A 17,558-nucleotide genomic window follows, 5' to 3' on the forward strand; every position below is an offset into this window, starting at 1 on the left:
GACATTAACTTTCGGCTTCAACCCTGTTGAAACCCTGTGACCGCCCTTGACGCTCCGTATGGTGCGCCCGTCGCCAGTGTGAGGTGCGTCCTATCGCCCCGGGAAGACCGCCGCTCGCTTCTCGACGAACGCGGTCGTGCCCTCCTTCATGTCCTCAGTGCCGAAGGCCGCCCGGAAGGTGCGGGCCTCGATGTCGAGCCCCTCCGGCGTCGTCCTGCCCGTGGCCTGATTGATGGAGCGCTTCGAGAGGGCGACGGCGGTGGGTGACTTCGTGGCGATCTCGCCGATCGTCTCGGCCGCGGCGGCGAGGAGTTCCTCGCGGGTGGCGAGCACGCGGTTGACGAGGCCTAGGCGGTGAGCCTCATGGGCATCGATGCGGCGGCCGGTGTAGATGAGCTCGCGCGCCATGCCGAGGCCGATCCGCTGCTGGAGGCGCACCGAGCCGCCGAAGCCGGGGACCAGCCCGAGGTTGACCTCGGGCTGGCCGAACTGGGCGCGCTCGCTCGCGTAGATGAAGTCCGCCGCGAGGGCCAGTTCGCAGCCGCCGCCGAGGGCGAAGCCGTCCACGCACGCGATCACGGGTACGGGGACCGACTCGAGTGCGAGGGTCACCGCGTGCATCGACCGCGCATGAAACTCGGCCTGATCGGCGTTCATCGACGTGAGCTCGCGGATGTCGGCTCCTGCCACGAAGGCCTTCCCGCCCGCACCGGTGAGGATGACGCCGCGAACCGGCCACGCGCCGTCGTCCGCCGTCCCGGGGATCCCAGTGGTGGCAGCGCTCGTCCCCGTGCCGCCCAGCCGGTTGAGCTCCTCGCACACCCTTGCAAGCTCCTCGACGACCTTCCCTGAGAGCGCGTTGAGCGCCTCAGGGCGGTTGACGGTGACGGTCGCGATACCGCCAGACGTCTCGATGGCCAGGGTCTCGAAGCTGCCGAAGTCCATGGATCCTCGTTCCTCACGCTCGTCGTTGGGCTCGTGCTCGTCGTCGAGCTCGTGCCCGCGGTGTGCCCGCTGTCGCAGGCCTTGTCACAGGCTATCGGAGCGGGGTTCCCGAGTCTCAGTGGCTGGCTCTGCCGTCGAAACCGGAGCTAACGGATGAGACCGCAGGTAAGCGCCTCGGGTCTGGTCCGCTAGCTCGGGTTTCGACGAGCGGACGACGACGGCGGCACGCGCCCCCGCCGCGGCTCGCCCAGCGCCAGCGCGGACACAGGGCTAGGCTGGGGCCATGTCGACGGAGCAGACTCAGTCCCAGTCCCCAGCAGCGTCAGACACCTACAGCGCGTCAGGCACATCCAGCGCATCAGGCTCCTACAGCACCGCCGGTTCCTACGTCCACACGGGCGAGGAGTTCACGCGCGATACGCGGTACATCGAGGACAGGATCACCCGTGACGGCACGTTCCCGCCCGGGTCCCGAGCCCCTGAGGGAGCCAAAGCGTGGCCGGTCGAGGCCGGGCGCTACCGCCTCGTCGCGGCCCGGGCGTGCCCGTGGGCGAACCGCACGATCATCGTCCGCAGGCTCCTCGGCCTCGAGGGCGCCATCTCGCTCGGACTGCCCGGACCCACGCACGACTCCCGCTCGTGGACCTTCGACCTCGACCCCGATGGCCGCGACCCAGTCCTCGGCATCGAGCGCCTCCAGGAGGCGTACTTCAAGCGCTTCCCCGACTACCCGCGCGGCATCACGGTCCCCGCGATCGTCGACGTTCCGAGCGGCGCGGTCGTCACGAACGACTACCCCCAGATCACCCTCGACTTCGGCTCGGAGTGGACGGAGTTCCACCGTGACGGCGCCCCGGACCTGTACCCCGAGGCCCTCCGGGACGAGATCGACGAGGTCAACGAGCGGGTCTTCAAGGACGTCAACAACGGCGTCTACCGCTGCGGTTTCGCAGGCTCCCAAGCGGCCTACGAGCGCGCGTACGACGCGCTCTTCGACGCGATCGACTGGCTCGAAGAGCGCCTCAGCACCCGCCGCTACCTCGTGGGCGACACCATCACCGAGGCCGACGTCCGCCTCTTCACGACCCTCGCGCGCTTCGACGCCGTCTACCACGGGCACTTCAAGTGCAACCGCAACAAGCTGAGCGAACAGCGGGCACTCTGGGCCTACGCGCGGGACCTGTTCCAGACGCCGGGCTTCGGCGACACGATCGACTTCGTGCAGATCAAGCGCCACTACTACATCGTCCACGAGGACATCAACCCGACCGGGATCGTCCCGAAGGGCCCCGACACGTCGAATTGGCTCACCCCGCACGGCCGGGAACAGCTCGGCGGTCGCCCGTTCGGCGACGGCACCCCTCCAGGTCCCCCTCCCGAGGGCGAGCGGGTCGCCCCGGGCCACAACCCGCTGTACCCCGCTTCGGGCGGCGTGCCCAAGGGAGCAGACGCATGACGACGACGCCGCCCGACTCCCGCCGGGTCGCGTCGCCACGCGTCGCGGTCACCTGGCCGGGCTCGGCGCCCGCCTACCCGGACTGGTTCCACGCTGAGCTCGACGGGCTGACGAGGAGCGCGGCCGCCGCCGTCGAGCGCGCAGGAGGAATCGCCGTCGTCCTCGATGCGGCCGACCCAAACCTCGCCGGGGTCCTCCTGGGCGACGAGGCGTGGGACGGCCTGCTCGTCATGGGCGGCGGGGACGTGGACCCCGTTCTGTACGACGGCGATCCACACCACCCGACGGTTTCCGACGTCGATCCCACGGCAGACGCATTCGAGGCCTCGGCGGTGGTTCATGCGAGGGCGACAGGCCGCCCGGTCCTCGGGATCTGCCGGGGCCTCCAGATCGTCAACGTCGCACTCGGCGGGAGCCTCCACGAGGACCTCCCGTTCGAAGGCACTCCGCACCGCAACTACGCGGACCCGAGCGGGCCGATGGTCCTGCACGACGTGGCAATCGAACCCGGCTCCCGGCTCGCCGCCATCGTCGGAACGAGCGCCGCCGTTCCTTCGGGTCACCACCAGGCCGCGGCGCGTGTAGCCGACGGACTGCGCGTCACGGCCCAAGCTCCGGACGGCGTCATCGAGGCGCTCGAGGCCGAAGACCCGAAGGAGTGGCTCGTCGCGGTCCAGTGGCACCCCGAGGACGCGCAGGGCGATGCTGCCCAGCTCGACGCGATCATGCGTGCCTTCGTCGAAGCCTGCCGATTGGCGAGGGCAGACGGCCACGGCCACGGCCATGAGCGGGAGGAAGCGGTCCAGTGAGCGAACACGTCCGTTCTGAGGTACGCGGCGGCCTCGGCATCCTGACCCTCGATCGCCCTAAGGCGCTCAACTCCCTCGACCACGGCATGGTCCTCGCCCTCGAGCGCCAACTCCAAGCGTGGGCCGAGACGCCCGAGGTGCGCGCCGTCGTCGTCCGCGGCGGAGCTCGGGGGCTGTGCGCTGGCGGCGACGTCCGCTCGCTGTACACGGGGACGAACGACGACGCCGTCCGCTTCTGGGCGGACGAGTACCGGCTGAACGCCCTCATCGGTGCCTATCCGAAGCCGTACATCCCGCTCATGGACGGGATCACCATGGGTGGCGGCCTCGGCATCTCGGCCCACGCGCCGCAGGCGTCGGGATCGATGCGGGTCGTGACGGAGCGGACTGTCGTTGCGATGCCGGAGACCCGCATCGGCTTCACGCCCGACGTCGGCATGAGTCTCTTGCTGGCCAGTGCCCCGGGGGAGCTCGGGACGCACCTTTGCCTCACGTCGGGCCAAGCCGGGGGAGCGGACGCGATCCTCCTCGGCTGGGCCGACGCGATGGTCCCTTCGGAGCGCCTCGACCCACTCGTCGAGGCACTCGCGGAGGCGACGGCGGCCGGCTCGTGGGCTGCGGGCTCGGAGTCGGAGGGCTCGTGGGCTGCGGGCTCGGGGGCTGCGGCCGGCGCGCACGACGTCGTAGCCTCCTTCGCCGTGGAGCCTCCGCCGGCGCAGATCGCCGGGGCCCGCGCCTGGGTGGACGATGTCTACGCGGGCGATTCGGCGAGCGCGATTGCAGCGCGCCTAGAGGAGCTCGCGGGGTCGTCCGGTCCGCACGCGTCCGACGCCGCCGCTGCGCTCAAGGAACTCCGCGCGGTGTGTCCGTTCTCGGTCGCTGTGACGCTCGCGGCGCTCCGGCGCTCGCCGAAACTCGGCTCGCTCGAGGCCGTCCTCGAACAGGACCTGGCCCTCGGGACGGCCATGGTGGCGCGCCCAGACTTCCGCGAGGGCATCCGCGCGCTGCTCGTTGACAAGGACGGCGCCCCGGCGTGGAACCCGGGCCGGATCGAGGACGTGGACTCCGAAGAGGTCGCCGCCGCCTTCACCGCCTAGCCCGTTTGTTGGTCACCTTTGGCGGGTGCGCGTCCGTTTGTTGGTCACCTTTGGCGGGTGCGGGTCCGTTTGTTGGTCGCCTTTGTCGGTGTGCGTTCGTTTGTTGGTCACGTTTGTCGGGTGTGCGTTCGTTTGTTGGTCACCTTTGGCGGGTGCGGGTCCGTTGGTTGGTCACCTTTGGCGGGTGTGCGTCCGTTGGTTGGTCACCTTTGGCGGGTGTGCGTCCGTTGGTTGGTCACCTTTGGCGGGTGCGCGTCCGTTGGTTGGTCACCTTTGGCGGGTGCGCGTCCGTTGGTTGGTCACCTTTGGCGGGTGCGCGCCCGTTCCAAGCGTCGGGACGTGACCTTTGGATGGGAGGGCACCGTCCGGACGTGACCAACGAACGACGACGACGGGCCGCCGAAGGCGATTACCCTCCCACCCGACGTCGGACGTCCGGCTTGAGGCTCGCCCCCTCGCGGTGCTCGGCGATCCACGGCCCCGTTCCCTCTGATTGGTCGAGGATGCCTTCCTCGAGCCAAGTGAAGTCCCCATTTAGGACGCGGCGCGCGAGCACGTGGTCTTCGGAATCGGTGTTGACCCACAGCGCATCGAAGAGCGCTTCGATCCGTTGGCGCGACTGCTCACAGAACGCATCAGCGAGATCGCGGGCGCTGTCGCCGCCCGGGGCTCCACTGGACCTAAGGAATTCCGCACGGCTGCACGAAGCCGCCATCGCGAAAAGTTCGGCCCCGATGTCCACGATCCGCCCGAGGAACGCCTGCCGGTGCTCGAGCCCCGCCTGCCACCGCCCCATCCCGGCGAACGTGTGGCGCGCAAGCCTCCGAGACGCGCGCTCCACGTAGCGCAGGTGCTTCCCGAGCGGACCGAATTCACGGAACGAGCGCGGATCGAGCCCTGGACCGGCGAGCAGTTTGGGAAGCCAGCGGGCGTAGAAGCCGGAGGCGTCCTTGGCCGCACGGGCCTTCTCGGCGAGAGTGGCGTCCGGGCGCGCGAGGGCACCGGCTGCGGCCAAGTGGGCGTCCACGGCCTCGCGCGCGATGAGCAGCTGCATGATCTCGGTGGACCCCTCGAAGATGCGGTTGATCCGGAGGTCACGCACGAGCTGCTCTGTCCCGACACCGCGCTCGCCGCGTGCCATGAGCGATTCGGCCGTCTCGTAGCCGCGGCCGCCGCGGATCTGGAGGAGCTCGTCCGCTATGCGGTACGCCATCTCGCTGGACCACAGCTTCGCGAGCGCCGCCTCGATCCGGACGTCCTTCATGCCCGCGTCAGCCAGGGCCGCGGAGAGTTCGAAGACGGACTCAAGCGCGAATGCCGTAGCGGCGATGAATGCGATCTTCTTTCCGACCGCTTCGTGCTGGCCGATGGGCCGCCCCCATTGAACACGCGCGTTCGACCATTCGCGGGCGATCTTCAGGGTCCACTTGCCGCCCCCCGCGCAGAGAGCTGGGATCGAAAGACGCCCCGTGTTCAGGGTGGTCAGCGCGATCTTGAGGCCCTGGCCCTCGCCGCCCACTCGGTTCGCGGCGGCCACGCGCACGCCATCGAAGCGCGTCACACCGTTCTCGAGTCCCTTGAGCCCCATGAACGAGTTGCGGTTCTCGACAGTGATGCCGGGCGAGTCCATTTCCACGACGAACGCGGTTATGCCACCCTTCCCAGCGGGAACGTCCCCCGCGGCGTCGTGGGGGAGGACCTTGGCCATGATGACGACGAGTTCGGCGATCACGCCGTTTGTCGTCCAGAGCTTCGCCCCGTCGAGGACGTAGCTCTGGCCATCCTCGGCGAGCCGCGCCGTCGTCGTGAGCCTTGCGGGGTCCGAGCCGACGTCGGGCTCGGTGAGCAGGAAGGCGGTGACCGCCCCGGCGGCACATCGCGGGAGGAACGCGCGCTTCTGTTCCTCGGTGCCGAACATCTTCACGGGCTCGGGCACCCCGATGGACTGATGCGCGGAAAGCAGCGCGCCGATGCTCGGGTGCACTGTTCCGAGAAGCATGAGGGCCCGGCCATAGTAGGCGAGGGAGAGCCCTAGGCCTCCGTACTCTTTCGGGATCTTCATGCCGAACGCCCCGAGGCCCGCGAGACCGCGGATGTACTCGTCCGGGATGCGGTCTTCGGACTCGATTCGGCGGCCGTCCATCCCCCGCGCGAGTTCTTCGAGGCGCCGCAGGAACTCCTCACCCTCGGCCACCTCGTCCTCCCTCGGCACAGGTGGCGGGTACAGGAGGTCCCACTGGAAGTCGCCGAGGTACAGGGCCTTCGCGAAACTGGGCCGCGTCCACGTCGTATCCCGGCTGGCCTCGGCAACGGCTCGTGACTCTTCCCAGCCCGGTTCCCGGTCCTCGGGACGAGGGGTCGGCTGGGGTTCGCTCGGGTCGGGTTCGGCGTGGGTGCCGGTTGTCGTCGTGTCCGTGGTCATGGCAGCTCCCTCGCTCCCGGGGCCGCCGCGGGCCGGTGACCCTTCAGCTGTCATTCCATGCTACGCCGGGGTGCTACCCGCGGGTAGGGCGCCTCCTCCTCGGACGACGCCGGTGCTCGGCGACCGCGGGCGAGGCCTCAGATCGGGGGTTGGGAGAGATGTCATAGCACGAGTCAAGCTTGTAAGATCGCTTTCCAGGCTGGTGTGTCGCGCAGTCTGGGCCTTGGGCTTTTTGTTCCGTCTACGACCTTAGGAAGCGCGTTCGACCATGAAGAAGACCTTCCGCCGCCGCGACGTACTCGTCGGGGCTTCGCTGGGCCTGGCAGCCACCGTGCTCGGAGGGACCACTGCACAGGCATCATCCGGTGCAATCACGCTCAGCCCTGTTTCTGGCCCAATCGGGACCACCGTGACCGTCACAGGGACGGGCTTCCCGAAGAAGGCCAAGGGCACCGTCACGCTCAGCTCGGTCTCTGCTGCCGTCACCACCTCTGCCTCCGGTTACCTCCAGGCCACCCTCACGGTCCCGAGCGGCATCGCCGGGACGGCCTACGTCAGCGCTACGGTGGGTGCGGCATCGGCCCAGGCCCCGTTCAGCGTCGCCGCCTCCGCCACGGTCCCGCCTCCCAATCTCGCGCACCCGCTGCGATTCGGGGTGGCTACCCTGAGCGGATACAGCTCGGCCGGCGAATTGAATCAGGTCGCCTCCCTCGTTGGAGAGGGGCCCTCCATAGTCCATGCCTACTGTGACTGGACGACGACCGCGGTCCCGACCGAGGGTCTCGCGTACGTGGCCAGCCGTGGGGCGACACCACTTCTGACGTGGGAGCCCTGGAATGCCTCGACCGGTGGTACATCGCAGCCCGCATACGCGCTCAACGCGATCTACGGGGGCGCCTACGACAGCTACATCGCAGCCTGGGCCAACGGGCTGAAGGCCTACGGGGGGCCTGTGCTGCTGCGTTTCGCGCATGAGATGAACGGCAACTGGTACCCGTGGTCGGAGCAGGTCAAGGGAAATGCGCCCGGGGACTACGCCAAGGCCTTCAGGCACGTGCGCGACGTCTTCTCAGCCATTGGTGTCCCGAACGTTCAGTGGGTCTGGTGCCCCAACGTTCCCTACGCGGGCTCTACCGACCTTGCCGCCCTCTATCCCGGCGACGCGTATGCGGACCTAGTGGGCCTCGACGGCTACAACTGGGGCACCACCCAGTCGTGGGGGAGCACGTGGGTGATGCCTGACGCGCTCTTCGGCGAGGGCCTCTCTGAACTGGCGGCCATCGCACCGTCCAAGCAGGCACTGATCGCCGAGGTCGCTTCGGCCGAGCAGGGCGGGGACAAGGCCGCGTGGAACCAAGCCTTGATCCAGTACCTCTCCGCTAATGCGAGCATCATGGGCTTCGCGTGGTTCGATCTGGACAAAGAGGTGGACTGGAGGATCGACAGCTCCTCGACCTCTGCCTCGGCCTTCGCCTCGGCCCTCGCTCTCAGGCCGTAGCGCGGGCCCCCTCCCTTCATTTGCCCGCTGCCCGCTGCCCGCTGCCCGGCCGCCGGCAGCATCATCGTCCGAGTCGCCGCGCGCCCCTGATCACCCTCGTCGACGCCGTCCCGGCGCGGCAGCGCTCAGGTTCCTGTGGTGATGGCTTGGAGCAGGGCGGTGCCGTCGGGCGTGCCCAGACCGGTGCAGGGGTCCCAGCCGGGTCCGGCCTGGTAGGAGCCGTTGCTGCCGGAGGTGATGTCCCGGAATCTGCTCTTCTGGGCATAGAGCAGGGGCTGGGCGAGGCCGAACCGGCGGTTGGCTGCTTGGGCCAGCCTGGCGATGAGTGCAGCCCAGAGCGGGGCAACTGCGCTGGTCCCGCCGATGACCATGTCGGCGCCGTCCACCCGGACCCTGTAACCGGTCTGGGGGTCGGCCACGGCGCTGACGTCGGGGACACCGCGACCGCGAGAGGCCGGCGTGCTCGCCGTCGTTCCCCCTGGGGGAGCGGGCGGGCGGTCTTGCCATACCGGGGCGGGGAAGACGTCGCTGTACCCGCCTCCCGTCGCCGAGGAAGGCCCGTCGTTCCAGACGGTCTCGGAAGCGATCGTCCCGGTCGCGGGGTCGGCCTCGAGGCGGGTTCCGCCGCAGGCGAGGGCGTGCGGGCTCGAGGCGGGGAAGTCCGCGTGGTCCTTGCCGTCTGTGGCCCCGTCGGTGCTGCCCCGGTCGCCGGCGGCGGCGGTCACGGTGATGCCGAGGGCCACGGCGTCGGCCAGGGCCTGATCGAGCGCGGCGCGGGCCTGGGCGGTCCAGGCGTCCTCGCTCTGGCCCCAGCTGATGCTGATGGCGCAGGGCGGAGGCGTGGCGTGCGATGCCTCCACGAGCGCGTCGAGGAAGCCGGCGTCGGTGTTGGGGGCGAAGTAGACGACGATGGCGGCCTTGGGGGCCAGTGCACCGACGACCTCAATGTCCAGGAGCACTTCGCCGTCGGCGCCCTGCGGGTCCTGCCCGGGCTGGTTGGATGCCCCGTCGACCCCCGCGGCGGTGACGGAGGGTGTGGCCAGGCCGAGCCCGCCGAAGTAGGCGTCCAGGTCGGACTGGGCGAATCCGCCGCCGAGTTCGAGGATGGCAACGCTCTGCCCGGTCCCGTCCGTCCCGGCGGGGAAGCTGTAGATCGTGCCGAGCTCCGGCGGTGTGTAGCTGGTGCTGGCCGCGGCGAGGGGGATCGCACGGAACTGGGCACGGGTCTGGGGGCGGTCGTCGAGGCCCAGGACCGCGATGACGATTCCGTCCAGCTCTGCCGGGATGCTCAGGCCCCCAGTGCGGTGCCTGTGCCGCACCGCCGTGCCGTCCGGTGCGGTGCTGGTGGCCTCCTCGAGGCCCGTGCCGAAGATCCGGCCGAGCAGGCCGACGGTTCCGGCCAGTCGTAGACGGCGTGATGCCCGGTCTGCCTCGACCACCTCCGCCCCGAGGCGGGTGAAGGTCTCTGTCGCGAGCCGCACGTCTTCCTCCGACGCACCGTAGTCCTCGGCGAGGGCTTCCCGGGTGATCGGCTCCGGGGCCGGCTGCGCGGGCAGCGGGTTACGCCGGCGCAGGACGACGGTCACCTCGATTCGCAGCGAGGGGTCGGCGGGGCCGTGGGAGAGCAGGCCGGAGGCGGGGGGCCGGTCGGATCCGGCCAGAGGAACGCTAGGCCCACTCTGGGCTTGTGGCTCGTGCTGGTCTGACATCGGGTTCTCCTCCCGTAGGGTGGATAGTCGTTCCTGCAGATGCACGGATCATCCCAGCCTCCCCCGACATTCCTGCTGTTGGCCAGCCTTCGGCGAGGAACCAGGGCATTCAGGATGAAGCACTAAAGCACGACCGATGCTCTGTGCGCCTGCGGGCTACGGGTCGCGGCGGAGGGCGAGGATGGTGACGTCGTCCTCGTGCTGTTGGCGGCGGGCGAAGGCGATGGCGTTCTCGACGAGCTGCGCTGCGTCGAGCGTCTTGGCCTGGGCCGCCCGGGTCAGGGCATCCTCGAGGTTGGGGAACAGCTCGAGGATGCCGTCGCTGACGACGACGAGGACGTCGCCGGGCTCGAGGTGCTCGCCGTGGGCTTCCCAGGCGTGATCAGGCACGACGCCGAGGGGCAGCCCGCTGCTGGCGAGGCGGCGGGGTGCGCGGCCGGGGGAGAGGACGAAGCCCAGGCCGTGCCCTGCGTCGATGTACTGAAGGTCGCCGGTGGCGGGGTTGAGGCGGGCGGAGAAGAGGGTGGCGAACGTGTCGGTGTCGCCGAACAGGTCCTGCGAAGCCGCGGCGACCTTCTCCACCGTGATCAGCTGGTCGTTGAAGGCCGAGGCCCCGAGCAGGACTGCCCTGAGCGAGGCCGCGATCAGGGCGGCGGGGATCCCCTTGCCCATGACATCGGCGACGTGGACCTGCAGGTCGCCTGTGGGCAGCCGCTGCCAGGCGAAGAAGTCCCCGCCGACGCTCCGGGCGGGCACGCACCGTCCGGCGAGCCGGTAACCCGGGACCTCGGGGGCGGTGCGGGGCATGATCAACTGCTGGACCTGCGCGGCCCGGTCCAGCTCCGCTCCCATAGCGACCTCTCGCTCGACAAGCCTGGCCAGGGCTGCGAGCGCGGTCCGATCCTTTCCGGTGAGTGCCCTAGGCTTGGTGTCCACGATGCACAGGGAGCCGATGGGCTCCCCGGTGGGCGCATGCAGCGGGTGCCCCGCGTAGAACCGCACGCCGTCGGCGACGAACATCCCGTCGGCGAACCGGGGATCCTTCGAGGCGTCCTCCAGTACGAGCGTGGAATCCTGCCGGACGGTGTGGGCGCACATCGACTCGGACAGGGGAACTTCTTCGAGCCCGTTGAGCCCGACCTCGGCCTTGGTCCACTGCCGGTCGGCGTCGATGAAGTTCACCGCGGCGGCCGGGACGCCGAACACCGCGCAGGCCGCTTCGACAAATCGGTCGTAGCGCTCCTCCGGGGCGGTGTCGAGGATTCCGAGCCGGTGCAGTGCTTCGACCCGGCGTGCCTCCGCAGCCGGTGTTTCCGTGGGTCGCATCGGCCCTACCCTACTCACAGTTCCTCTTGGCCCTCCCACACCGTCTGGAGGCAGCTTCACAAGGTCGTCCTCTTCGGGACGATCCCTTTACAGTGTCTGTCACAGAGCTATGGCTGGGAAAAGCCGTGCAGTCAGGGAATTGGGCAAGGGGACCTCATGGAGCATCTCGTCGACGTCCTTCTGCTTGGCCGTTACAGGTTCCATGAGCTGAGCCTGAGGGGCAGGGTCCTTCTCAGCCAAGCGCCGCTGAACCTGACGATGCTGCTCTCCGTCGTCGTCCTCGCCGTCTCCAGCTATGGGGATGTCACGCGCCCACTCTTCCTCGCCGCCCAGGCATCCGCCCTCGCTTTGCTGGGCCTGGCCGCCGCCGTGCCTTGGGACCAGCTGCCCTATCCATCCTTCCTCGCAGTTCCCCTCCTCGACTTCATCCCGGTCGGGATGCTGCGCGATTCGTCGTCCACGATGCTCGCGGGTGCCGGTCTACTGGCGGTGTTCCCCGTCATGTGGCTTGCCGGGTCGGGCTATAGGCCCAAGCTTGCGGTCCCAGCTGGGGGACTTGGCGCGCTGCTCGTTGTCTGGGTTCCACTGCTGGCCTCCCGGGCCGGGACTCCGCAGGCTCTGGCCGGGCAGCTGATGTACCCGTTCGTCATGCTCGCCATCGGTGTGGCGACTTCGGTCATGACCGCAAGCAGCGCGGCGCAGCAGGCCAGGAGTAACGACCTTCTGGAGCGCAGCGAGACCCGCTACCGGCTCATGGAGACGATCGTCGAGACGGTCGACGTGGGCGTCGTAGTCATCGACGCCGACGGGCATGACCTGCTCATGAACGCCCGCCAGCGCCAGCTTCACCACGCGGCATTGCCTCCCGGAGCCCTAGACGCCCCCGAGGCAGAGCTGCTTGTGTACAGCGACGGCTCGCAGAGCCCTCTCCCGCCCGAGGAACGGCCCGCAGCGCGGGCGGTAACGGGGGAGGACATCACCCACGAGGTCTATCGACTCGGCAGAGGCGCCGCTGCGCGCGATGTCTCGGTCTCAGCCCGTCAGTTCCACGATGCGACGGGCCGCCGAGCCGGGACCGTGCTGGCCTTCGCCGACATCACGGACGTCTTGGCGGCGGTGCGGGCCAAGGACAGCTTCCTGGCCGCGATGTCGCACGAATTCCGTACTCCCTTGACCAGCATCATCGGATACGCCGAGCTCCTCGACGGGGAGCCAGCCCTGACGCCCGGCGGACGGGGGGACCTGCAGGTGATCGCCCGGAACGCGTCACACCTGAGGAAGATGGTCGACGACATCTTGGCCGCCGCTACGACCGGCGCGGCCGGGGCGGTGGCCTGGACGAAGCTGGACCTGGCCGAACTCCTTGTCGAGGCCGCCGAAACCGCCGGCCCCGAAGCCGCCCGCGCCGGCATTCAGCTCACGGTCCGCGTCGAGGAGCCCCTTCCCGCCCTCGGCGACTTGACCGGGATCAGGCGCGTCCTAGACAACCTGATCTCCAACGCGGTCAAGTACTCGCCCGGCGGGACGGAAGTCGTCCTGGCCGCCGCGAGGGAAGCGGAATGGGCGAAGGTGAGGGTCGAGGACCACGGAATGGGGATGTCCCCCGAGGACGTCAAGCGGGCATTCACCCGGTTCCACCGCAGCGCCGAGGCAAAGCGCTCGGGAACTCCTGGCACCGGCCTTGGCCTGGCTCTCGCGTACGAGGTTGCCGTGCAGCACGGCGGGCGTCTCGACTGTGCGAGCGAACTCGGGAAGGGGAGCACCTTCACCCTGCGGATTCCGGCCATGGGCGAAGCTGTCGGGGCCTTCGGAACCTGACCCCAACCGAAGCGTTAAGGATGCGCTAAGAACGCCCGTTCGCCCCCTACCGGGCGGTAGCGTTATGGGCGGTTGCTGCGGGCATCCCCCCATACGCCCGCAGCGCCAGCTGTGGTCGCCCCGGCGCGTGTTTCCCCCAATCGCACGCCGGGGCGATCCCCTTTTCCGCAGGCTGGGGACCTACAGCCGTCCGCCCTCGGCGCGTCCCGGGGGATAGGCGTGGCGTCTCCCTGCGACTGTCATCACGAGTGCAGCTGCGGCCGGAATTGCGGCTGCGAGCGGGACGAACTGGGCGCCGGCGACGCCAAGCGATATTGCCCCGTAGGCCGCACCGAGCGCGATACCGAGCTGGATCGTGACGACGCTCAGCCCGTTGGCTGCCTCTCCCTGTTCGCCGCCTGCGCGGAGGATGGCTGCCTGGTTGTAGATTCCTACCGCTCCGATTCCGGCGCCCCACACCGCAGTGAGCGTGATGAGCCCGCCCCACGTCCCGGAGAACAACGGCATGGCTGCGAAGGCGACTGCGATGGCCGCGATGGTCACGATGAGCGACCTGCGCGGGAAGCGGTCGGCGGTGATGCCCGCCGCCCAGATCCCGAGCAGCCCGGCAACTCCGATGACGGACAGCGAGAGGCTGGTGGCGGCGTCGGGCAGCGCCTCGGCGCGGACGAACAGCGCGATGTAGGTAAAGAGGGCGAAGTGGGCGAAGAGGAGGAGCGGCCAAGCGGTCGCGACCGTCACCACGCCGGGCTGGCGAATGGCCAACCGGATTGAGGGGCGCGCACTTGTAGCGCTGAGGCTGATGGCAGGGAGCAGCAGGATTGCGAGCGCGCCGAGCACCGCGGCGACCCCTGCCAGCACGAGGAACGAGGCCCGCCAAGACATGATGCCTCCGAGCAGGGTCCCGAGCGGGGCACCAGCCGCCATCGCGATGCTGTTGCCGCTGAAGACGACCGCCATGGCGCGGCCCATGGAATCGGCTGGAACGATCTTGGCCACGTACGGGGCCATCGTGGACCACAGCAGGCCGTGCGCGATGCCGCCCAGCAGGCGGGCCGCCACGGCGAGCGCGAGCACGGGGCTGGCTGCGAGCAGGACGTTGCTCAGCGCGAAGAGGAAGACGACGCCGACGAGCAGCTGCTTTCGCGGCACCCTTGCCCCGAGGAACTTCGAGAGCGGCAACGCTGTGACGACGATGACGCCTGCATAACCGGCCGTGAGCGAACCCACCGTCGACTCTTGGACGTGGAGGTCTTGGCTGATCTGGGGCAGCAGCCCGGAGGGGAGGAGCTCGGTCGTCACGGCCGTGAAACCCAAGGCTGCGAGCACCACGAGGGAGGCCCAGGGGAGGTTTCGGGACCCGGCGGGCCGCGAGGGGCGAGCGCTGCTGGCCGCAGTGGCTGTGGGCTGCGTCTTGGCAGCCATGGGGCAGTCCCTTCTGCGGGACCTTGCCTGCGGGCTGCCCCGCTGGTCGTTCAACGTGTTCGTTCTAGACAATCACGAGCGGGGTGCCGATGGCGCGTCGGAGGGTGGTACTAGGAGTCCTAGGGTGATGCTTGACGCGTAGGAAATTTCCTACGTATCGTGGTCTCGTGCCACGCCAGAGCAAGGAGACCCCCACGGACCATGTCTTCGGGGCCCTCGCGCATCCCGTGCGCAGAGACCTCCTTGCCGCGCTGCTCGAGGGGCCCCAGACCGCGCAATCGCTCGCGGACCGGTACGAAATGGCCCGGCCGAGCGTCGCTGAGCACCTCAAGGTGCTTCGCGCCGTCGGCCTCGTCGCCGAACGGCAGGCGGGGCGAAATCGGTACTACTCGCTCACCCCAGAGCCGCTCTCGCTCTTGCGCGCCTGGCTCGAACCCTACGAGCAGTTCTGGCGGGGACGTGTCTCCCGGCTCGCTGCGCTGCTCGACGAATCCGCCGAAGACGACAAGTCATCAAGAGAAAAGGACTCCTTCCATGACTGACGCCAACGCCGCCGATCCCACCGAAATCCGAGTCGACGACTTCCTCCCGCACCCGCCCGCCGTCGTATGGCGCGCCCTGACGACGCCCGAACTGCTCGCCCAGTGGCTCATGCCCAACGACTTCGCGCCCGTCGTCGGCCACCACTTCACCTTCCGTAGTGCGCCGATTGAGGCGACCCGCTTCTCCGGGGTCACCGCGTGCGAGGTCCTCGAGCTGCGTGAGCCGGAGCTCCTCGTCATCTCGTGGGCAGACGCATCGCCTGAGAATGACATGAGGACCACTGTCACCTTCCGCCTTGTGGCGCACGACGGCGGCACTCGCCTCAGCCTTGTGCAGGCAGGCTTCCGCGCGGATCACCAGAATGACCAGCTGGCCCGTAAGATCATGGGCGGTGGCTGGGGCGGCCATCTGTTCCGACGTCTGGGCGAGATCCTGGACGAGGGCGCCGACGTTTCGCCCTCCTCGAAGCCCTGATTTGCAGGCCCCTCGCGCGCGGCCTAGTATTTAACGCTGTCGTATGCAGTGGAGTCCACTTCTCGGCACTGAAGACACCGTCTAACCCGCGGCGAGGAACTTCGGCTGGCTCTCACCCCGCCTGGTCACCCTCCGGAAAGCTGCAGAACTACGGTGCATCAAGGTGGCGGGACGCATCTGCGGACCGTCATTTTTACTGCAACTGTTGACTACAACTTGGAGGAGCGAACTGTGGCAGCTCATTGCCAGGTGACCGGGGCCAAGCCCGCGTTCGGTCACTCAATCTCCCACTCGCACCGCCGCACCAAGCGTCGGTTCGATCCGAACATCCAGAAGAAGCGCTACTGGGTTCCGTCCCTGCGCCGTAACGTGACCCTCACGGTTTCGGCCCGTGGCATCAAGACCATCGACGTGCGCGGCATCGACTCGGTCGTCGCCGAGCTGCTTGCGAAGGGTGTGAAGCTCTGATGGCCAAGAAGGACAAGGACGCACGTCCCATCATCAAGCTCAAGTCCACCGCGGGCACCGGCTACACCTATGTGACCCGGAAGAACCGTCGGAACGACCCCGATCGCCTCGTCATGAAGAAGTACGATCCGGTCGTCCGCAAGCACGTCGACTTCCGAGAGGAGCGCTAAACCATGGCCAAGAAGTCCAAGATTGCCCGCAACGAGCAGCGCAAGGTCATCGTCGAGCGCTACGCCGCGAAGCGTGCCGAGCTGAAGAAGACCCTTGTCGACGAGAACGCGTCGGATGAGGCCCGCGAGGCCGCTCGCCTCGGCCTGCAGAAGCTTCCGCGCGACGCCTCGCCGGTTCGCCTCCGCAACCGCGATCAGATCGACGGCCGCCCGCGCGGCACGTTCCAGAAGTTCGGGATCTCCCGCGTGCGCTTCCGTGAGATGGCGCACCGCGGCGAGCTGCCGGGCGTCACGAAGTCGTCCTGGTAAGGAACTGCGCTTCCTGAGCGCAGCGCCAGCTACGTCCGAAGGGACGGCACCCCGAGTGGGTGTCGTCCCTTCGGCGTTTCTGGAACGCTCTTCCGTTCCGCACATGCTGCCCGGCAGCATTGGTGCTATGGAGAGCATCTATCCGTCCGTCTATCGGCTCCAGCGCAGTGCCGGATCCAACGGCTACCTACTGCTCGACGACGATAGGGTCGCCGTCGTCGACCCCGGACTGCCCGCGGGCGGGGGAAAGGTGCTCGAGGAGCTGAGGAGCGCAGGCCTGCTCGACCGAGTGACGGACGTTCTTGTGACGCACGCGGACCTCGATCATGTAGGAGCCGCAGCTGCTGTCCAGGGTGCTACTGGCGCAAGGGTGTGGCTCGGGCGTGCCGACGCAGAGATCCTCGAGGGGAAGCGGCAGCCGGCGACTCGGTTCCGCCGTCTCCTCGCGCGCCGGAAGACTCCTGAGATCACAAGGGGCCTCGAGCTCCTCGAGGGAGGGGAAGAACCGTTCCCAGGGGTGATGACGATCGCCACTCCCGGTCACACCCCTGGCCACATGGTCTTCACGTTCGGGGACGTGGTCTTCGCCGGGGACGCGGTGCGGGGGAGCAACGACGGTCTGCGGCTGATGCCGGGATTCCTCACGAGCGATCCGCGCGAGGCCAAGGCGTCCCTCGAACTGATTGCCGGGCTCGGTGCACGATGGCTGTGCCCAGGCCATGGGCGGGTGCGCGAGCTGCGCGAGGCCTGACGCAGCCGCCCGGTTCTGCTCCCTGCTATTGGGAGGGCGCGGGGCGACGGGTGGGCTGGGGGTCGATTTGCAGGGCCCCCGGGGAGCCTGTAATGTAGTCCGGGTTGCCGCCGAGCAGTGAGCGGCACGAATCCTTGAAATCCAACCTAGAAATAGTCGAGCTGGACCATGTCCGAATCGGCTGGGATCGGAAATAAAGGAACCCCTCTCAGGGAATTCGAGCGGAAAGCACGGATTTGCGAGAGAGCGGGAAAACCGATAAAGTTGAACCTCGTTCGGTTGGGAGATATCCCGGGTTTTGTGCCTGGGGGATGTACTTTCTGGGCCTGTTGTTTGAG

16 protein-coding genes are annotated in these 17,558 nt (G+C 68.6%); 11 read left to right on the forward strand and 5 right to left on the reverse strand.

The genetic code is table 11. The features are described from left to right. Window positions 1-90: 90 nt before the first annotated feature. Window positions 91-945, reverse strand: a complete 855-nt coding sequence (locus tag LK10_RS07785) for an enoyl-CoA hydratase/isomerase family protein (protein ID WP_043121982.1) — start codon at window positions 943-945, stop codon at window positions 91-93. A gap of 283 nt (window positions 946-1,228) precedes the next feature. On the opposite strand from LK10_RS07785, the gene LK10_RS07790 reads away from it, so the two are divergent. Genes LK10_RS07790 through LK10_RS07800 form a run of 3 tightly spaced genes read left to right on the forward strand, consistent with a single transcriptional unit; the run spans window position 1,229 to window position 4,307 of the window. Continuing rightward, complete coding sequence (locus LK10_RS07790; protein WP_052207084.1) at window positions 1,229-2,401, forward strand: glutathione S-transferase family protein; 1,173 nt, start codon at window positions 1,229-1,231, stop codon at window positions 2,399-2,401. Further along, window positions 2,398-3,210 (forward strand): gamma-glutamyl-gamma-aminobutyrate hydrolase family protein, encoded by an 813-nt coding sequence (locus LK10_RS07795; RefSeq protein ID WP_052207085.1) that lies wholly within the window; start codon window positions 2,398-2,400, stop codon window positions 3,208-3,210. The genes LK10_RS07790 and LK10_RS07795 overlap by 4 nt, the downstream gene beginning before the upstream one ends. Then, window positions 3,207-4,307 (forward strand): enoyl-CoA hydratase/isomerase family protein, encoded by a 1,101-nt coding sequence (locus LK10_RS07800; RefSeq protein WP_043121985.1) that lies wholly within the window; start codon window positions 3,207-3,209, stop codon window positions 4,305-4,307. The genes LK10_RS07795 and LK10_RS07800 overlap by 4 nt, the downstream gene beginning before the upstream one ends. Before the next feature lie 409 nt (window positions 4,308-4,716). Here LK10_RS07800 and LK10_RS07805 read toward each other — a convergent pair whose 3' ends face one another. Next, window positions 4,717-6,729, reverse strand: a complete 2,013-nt coding sequence (locus tag LK10_RS07805) for an acyl-CoA dehydrogenase family protein (protein WP_043121988.1) — start codon at window positions 6,727-6,729, stop codon at window positions 4,717-4,719. A 268-nt stretch (window positions 6,730-6,997) separates the two neighbouring features. Here LK10_RS07805 and LK10_RS07810 point away from each other — a divergent pair, with 268 nt between their 5' ends. Then, window positions 6,998-8,227, forward strand: a complete 1,230-nt coding sequence (locus tag LK10_RS07810; RefSeq protein ID WP_043121991.1) for a glycoside hydrolase family 26 protein — start codon at window positions 6,998-7,000, stop codon at window positions 8,225-8,227. 125 nt (window positions 8,228-8,352) lie between these two features. Here LK10_RS07810 and LK10_RS07815 read toward each other — a convergent pair whose 3' ends face one another. Both LK10_RS07815 and LK10_RS07820 read right to left on the reverse strand, forming a co-directional pair. Continuing rightward, on the reverse strand, window positions 8,353-9,936 hold the full coding sequence (locus tag LK10_RS07815; protein WP_043121994.1) for a S53 family peptidase: 1,584 nt from the start codon (window positions 9,934-9,936) through the stop codon (window positions 8,353-8,355). 156 nt (window positions 9,937-10,092) lie between these two features. After that, window positions 10,093-11,262: a PP2C family protein-serine/threonine phosphatase gene (locus LK10_RS07820; RefSeq protein ID WP_052207086.1), complete on the reverse strand. Its 1,170-nt coding sequence runs from the start codon at window positions 11,260-11,262 to the stop codon at window positions 10,093-10,095. A 156-nt stretch (window positions 11,263-11,418) separates the two neighbouring features. On the opposite strand from LK10_RS07820, the gene LK10_RS07825 reads away from it, so the two are divergent. Beyond that, window positions 11,419-13,080 carry a sensor histidine kinase gene (locus LK10_RS07825; protein WP_043121997.1) on the forward strand — a complete coding sequence of 554 codons (1,662 nt, stop codon included), beginning with the start codon at window positions 11,419-11,421 and terminating at the stop codon, window positions 13,078-13,080. Window positions 13,081-13,260: 180 nt separating this feature from the next. Here the strand turns inward: LK10_RS07825 and LK10_RS07830 are convergent, their stop codons facing one another. Continuing rightward, window positions 13,261-14,505, reverse strand: a complete 1,245-nt coding sequence (locus LK10_RS07830; RefSeq protein ID WP_043122000.1) for an MFS transporter — start codon at window positions 14,503-14,505, stop codon at window positions 13,261-13,263. 167 nt (window positions 14,506-14,672) lie between these two features. Here LK10_RS07830 and LK10_RS07835 point away from each other — a divergent pair, with 167 nt between their 5' ends. The 6 genes from LK10_RS07835 to LK10_RS07860 all read left to right on the forward strand — a co-directional run bounded on the left by LK10_RS07835 (window position 14,673) and on the right by LK10_RS07860 (window position 17,220). After that, window positions 14,673-15,047: an ArsR/SmtB family transcription factor gene (locus LK10_RS07835; protein WP_043122003.1), complete on the forward strand. Its 375-nt coding sequence runs from the start codon at window positions 14,673-14,675 to the stop codon at window positions 15,045-15,047. Continuing rightward, window positions 15,040-15,522: an SRPBCC family protein gene (locus tag LK10_RS07840; protein WP_043122005.1), complete on the forward strand. Its 483-nt coding sequence runs from the start codon at window positions 15,040-15,042 to the stop codon at window positions 15,520-15,522. Before LK10_RS07835 ends, LK10_RS07840 begins: the two co-directional genes overlap by 8 nt. Window positions 15,523-15,753: 231 nt before the next feature. Then, entirely contained in the window at window positions 15,754-15,990 is a 237-nt protein-coding gene (rpmB, locus tag LK10_RS07845; protein ID WP_043122008.1) for a 50S ribosomal protein L28, read from the forward strand. Then, on the forward strand, window positions 15,990-16,160 hold the full coding sequence (rpmG, locus tag LK10_RS07850) for a 50S ribosomal protein L33 (protein WP_043122011.1): 171 nt from the start codon (window positions 15,990-15,992) through the stop codon (window positions 16,158-16,160). The genes rpmB and rpmG overlap by 1 nt, the downstream gene beginning before the upstream one ends. A gap of 3 nt (window positions 16,161-16,163) precedes the next feature. Beyond that, a complete protein-coding gene (gene rpsN / locus LK10_RS07855; RefSeq protein ID WP_043122014.1) occupies window positions 16,164-16,469 on the forward strand; it encodes a 30S ribosomal protein S14 in 306 nt (101 codons plus the stop codon). Between the two features lie 127 nt (window positions 16,470-16,596). Next, window positions 16,597-17,220 (forward strand): MBL fold metallo-hydrolase, encoded by a 624-nt coding sequence (locus tag LK10_RS07860; protein ID WP_043122017.1) that lies wholly within the window; start codon window positions 16,597-16,599, stop codon window positions 17,218-17,220. Window positions 17,221-17,558 lie beyond the last annotated feature (338 nt).

The organism is Sinomonas humi (assembly GCF_000802235.1).
GTDB classification, from domain to species: Bacteria; Actinomycetota; Actinomycetes; order Actinomycetales; family Micrococcaceae; genus Sinomonas; species Sinomonas humi.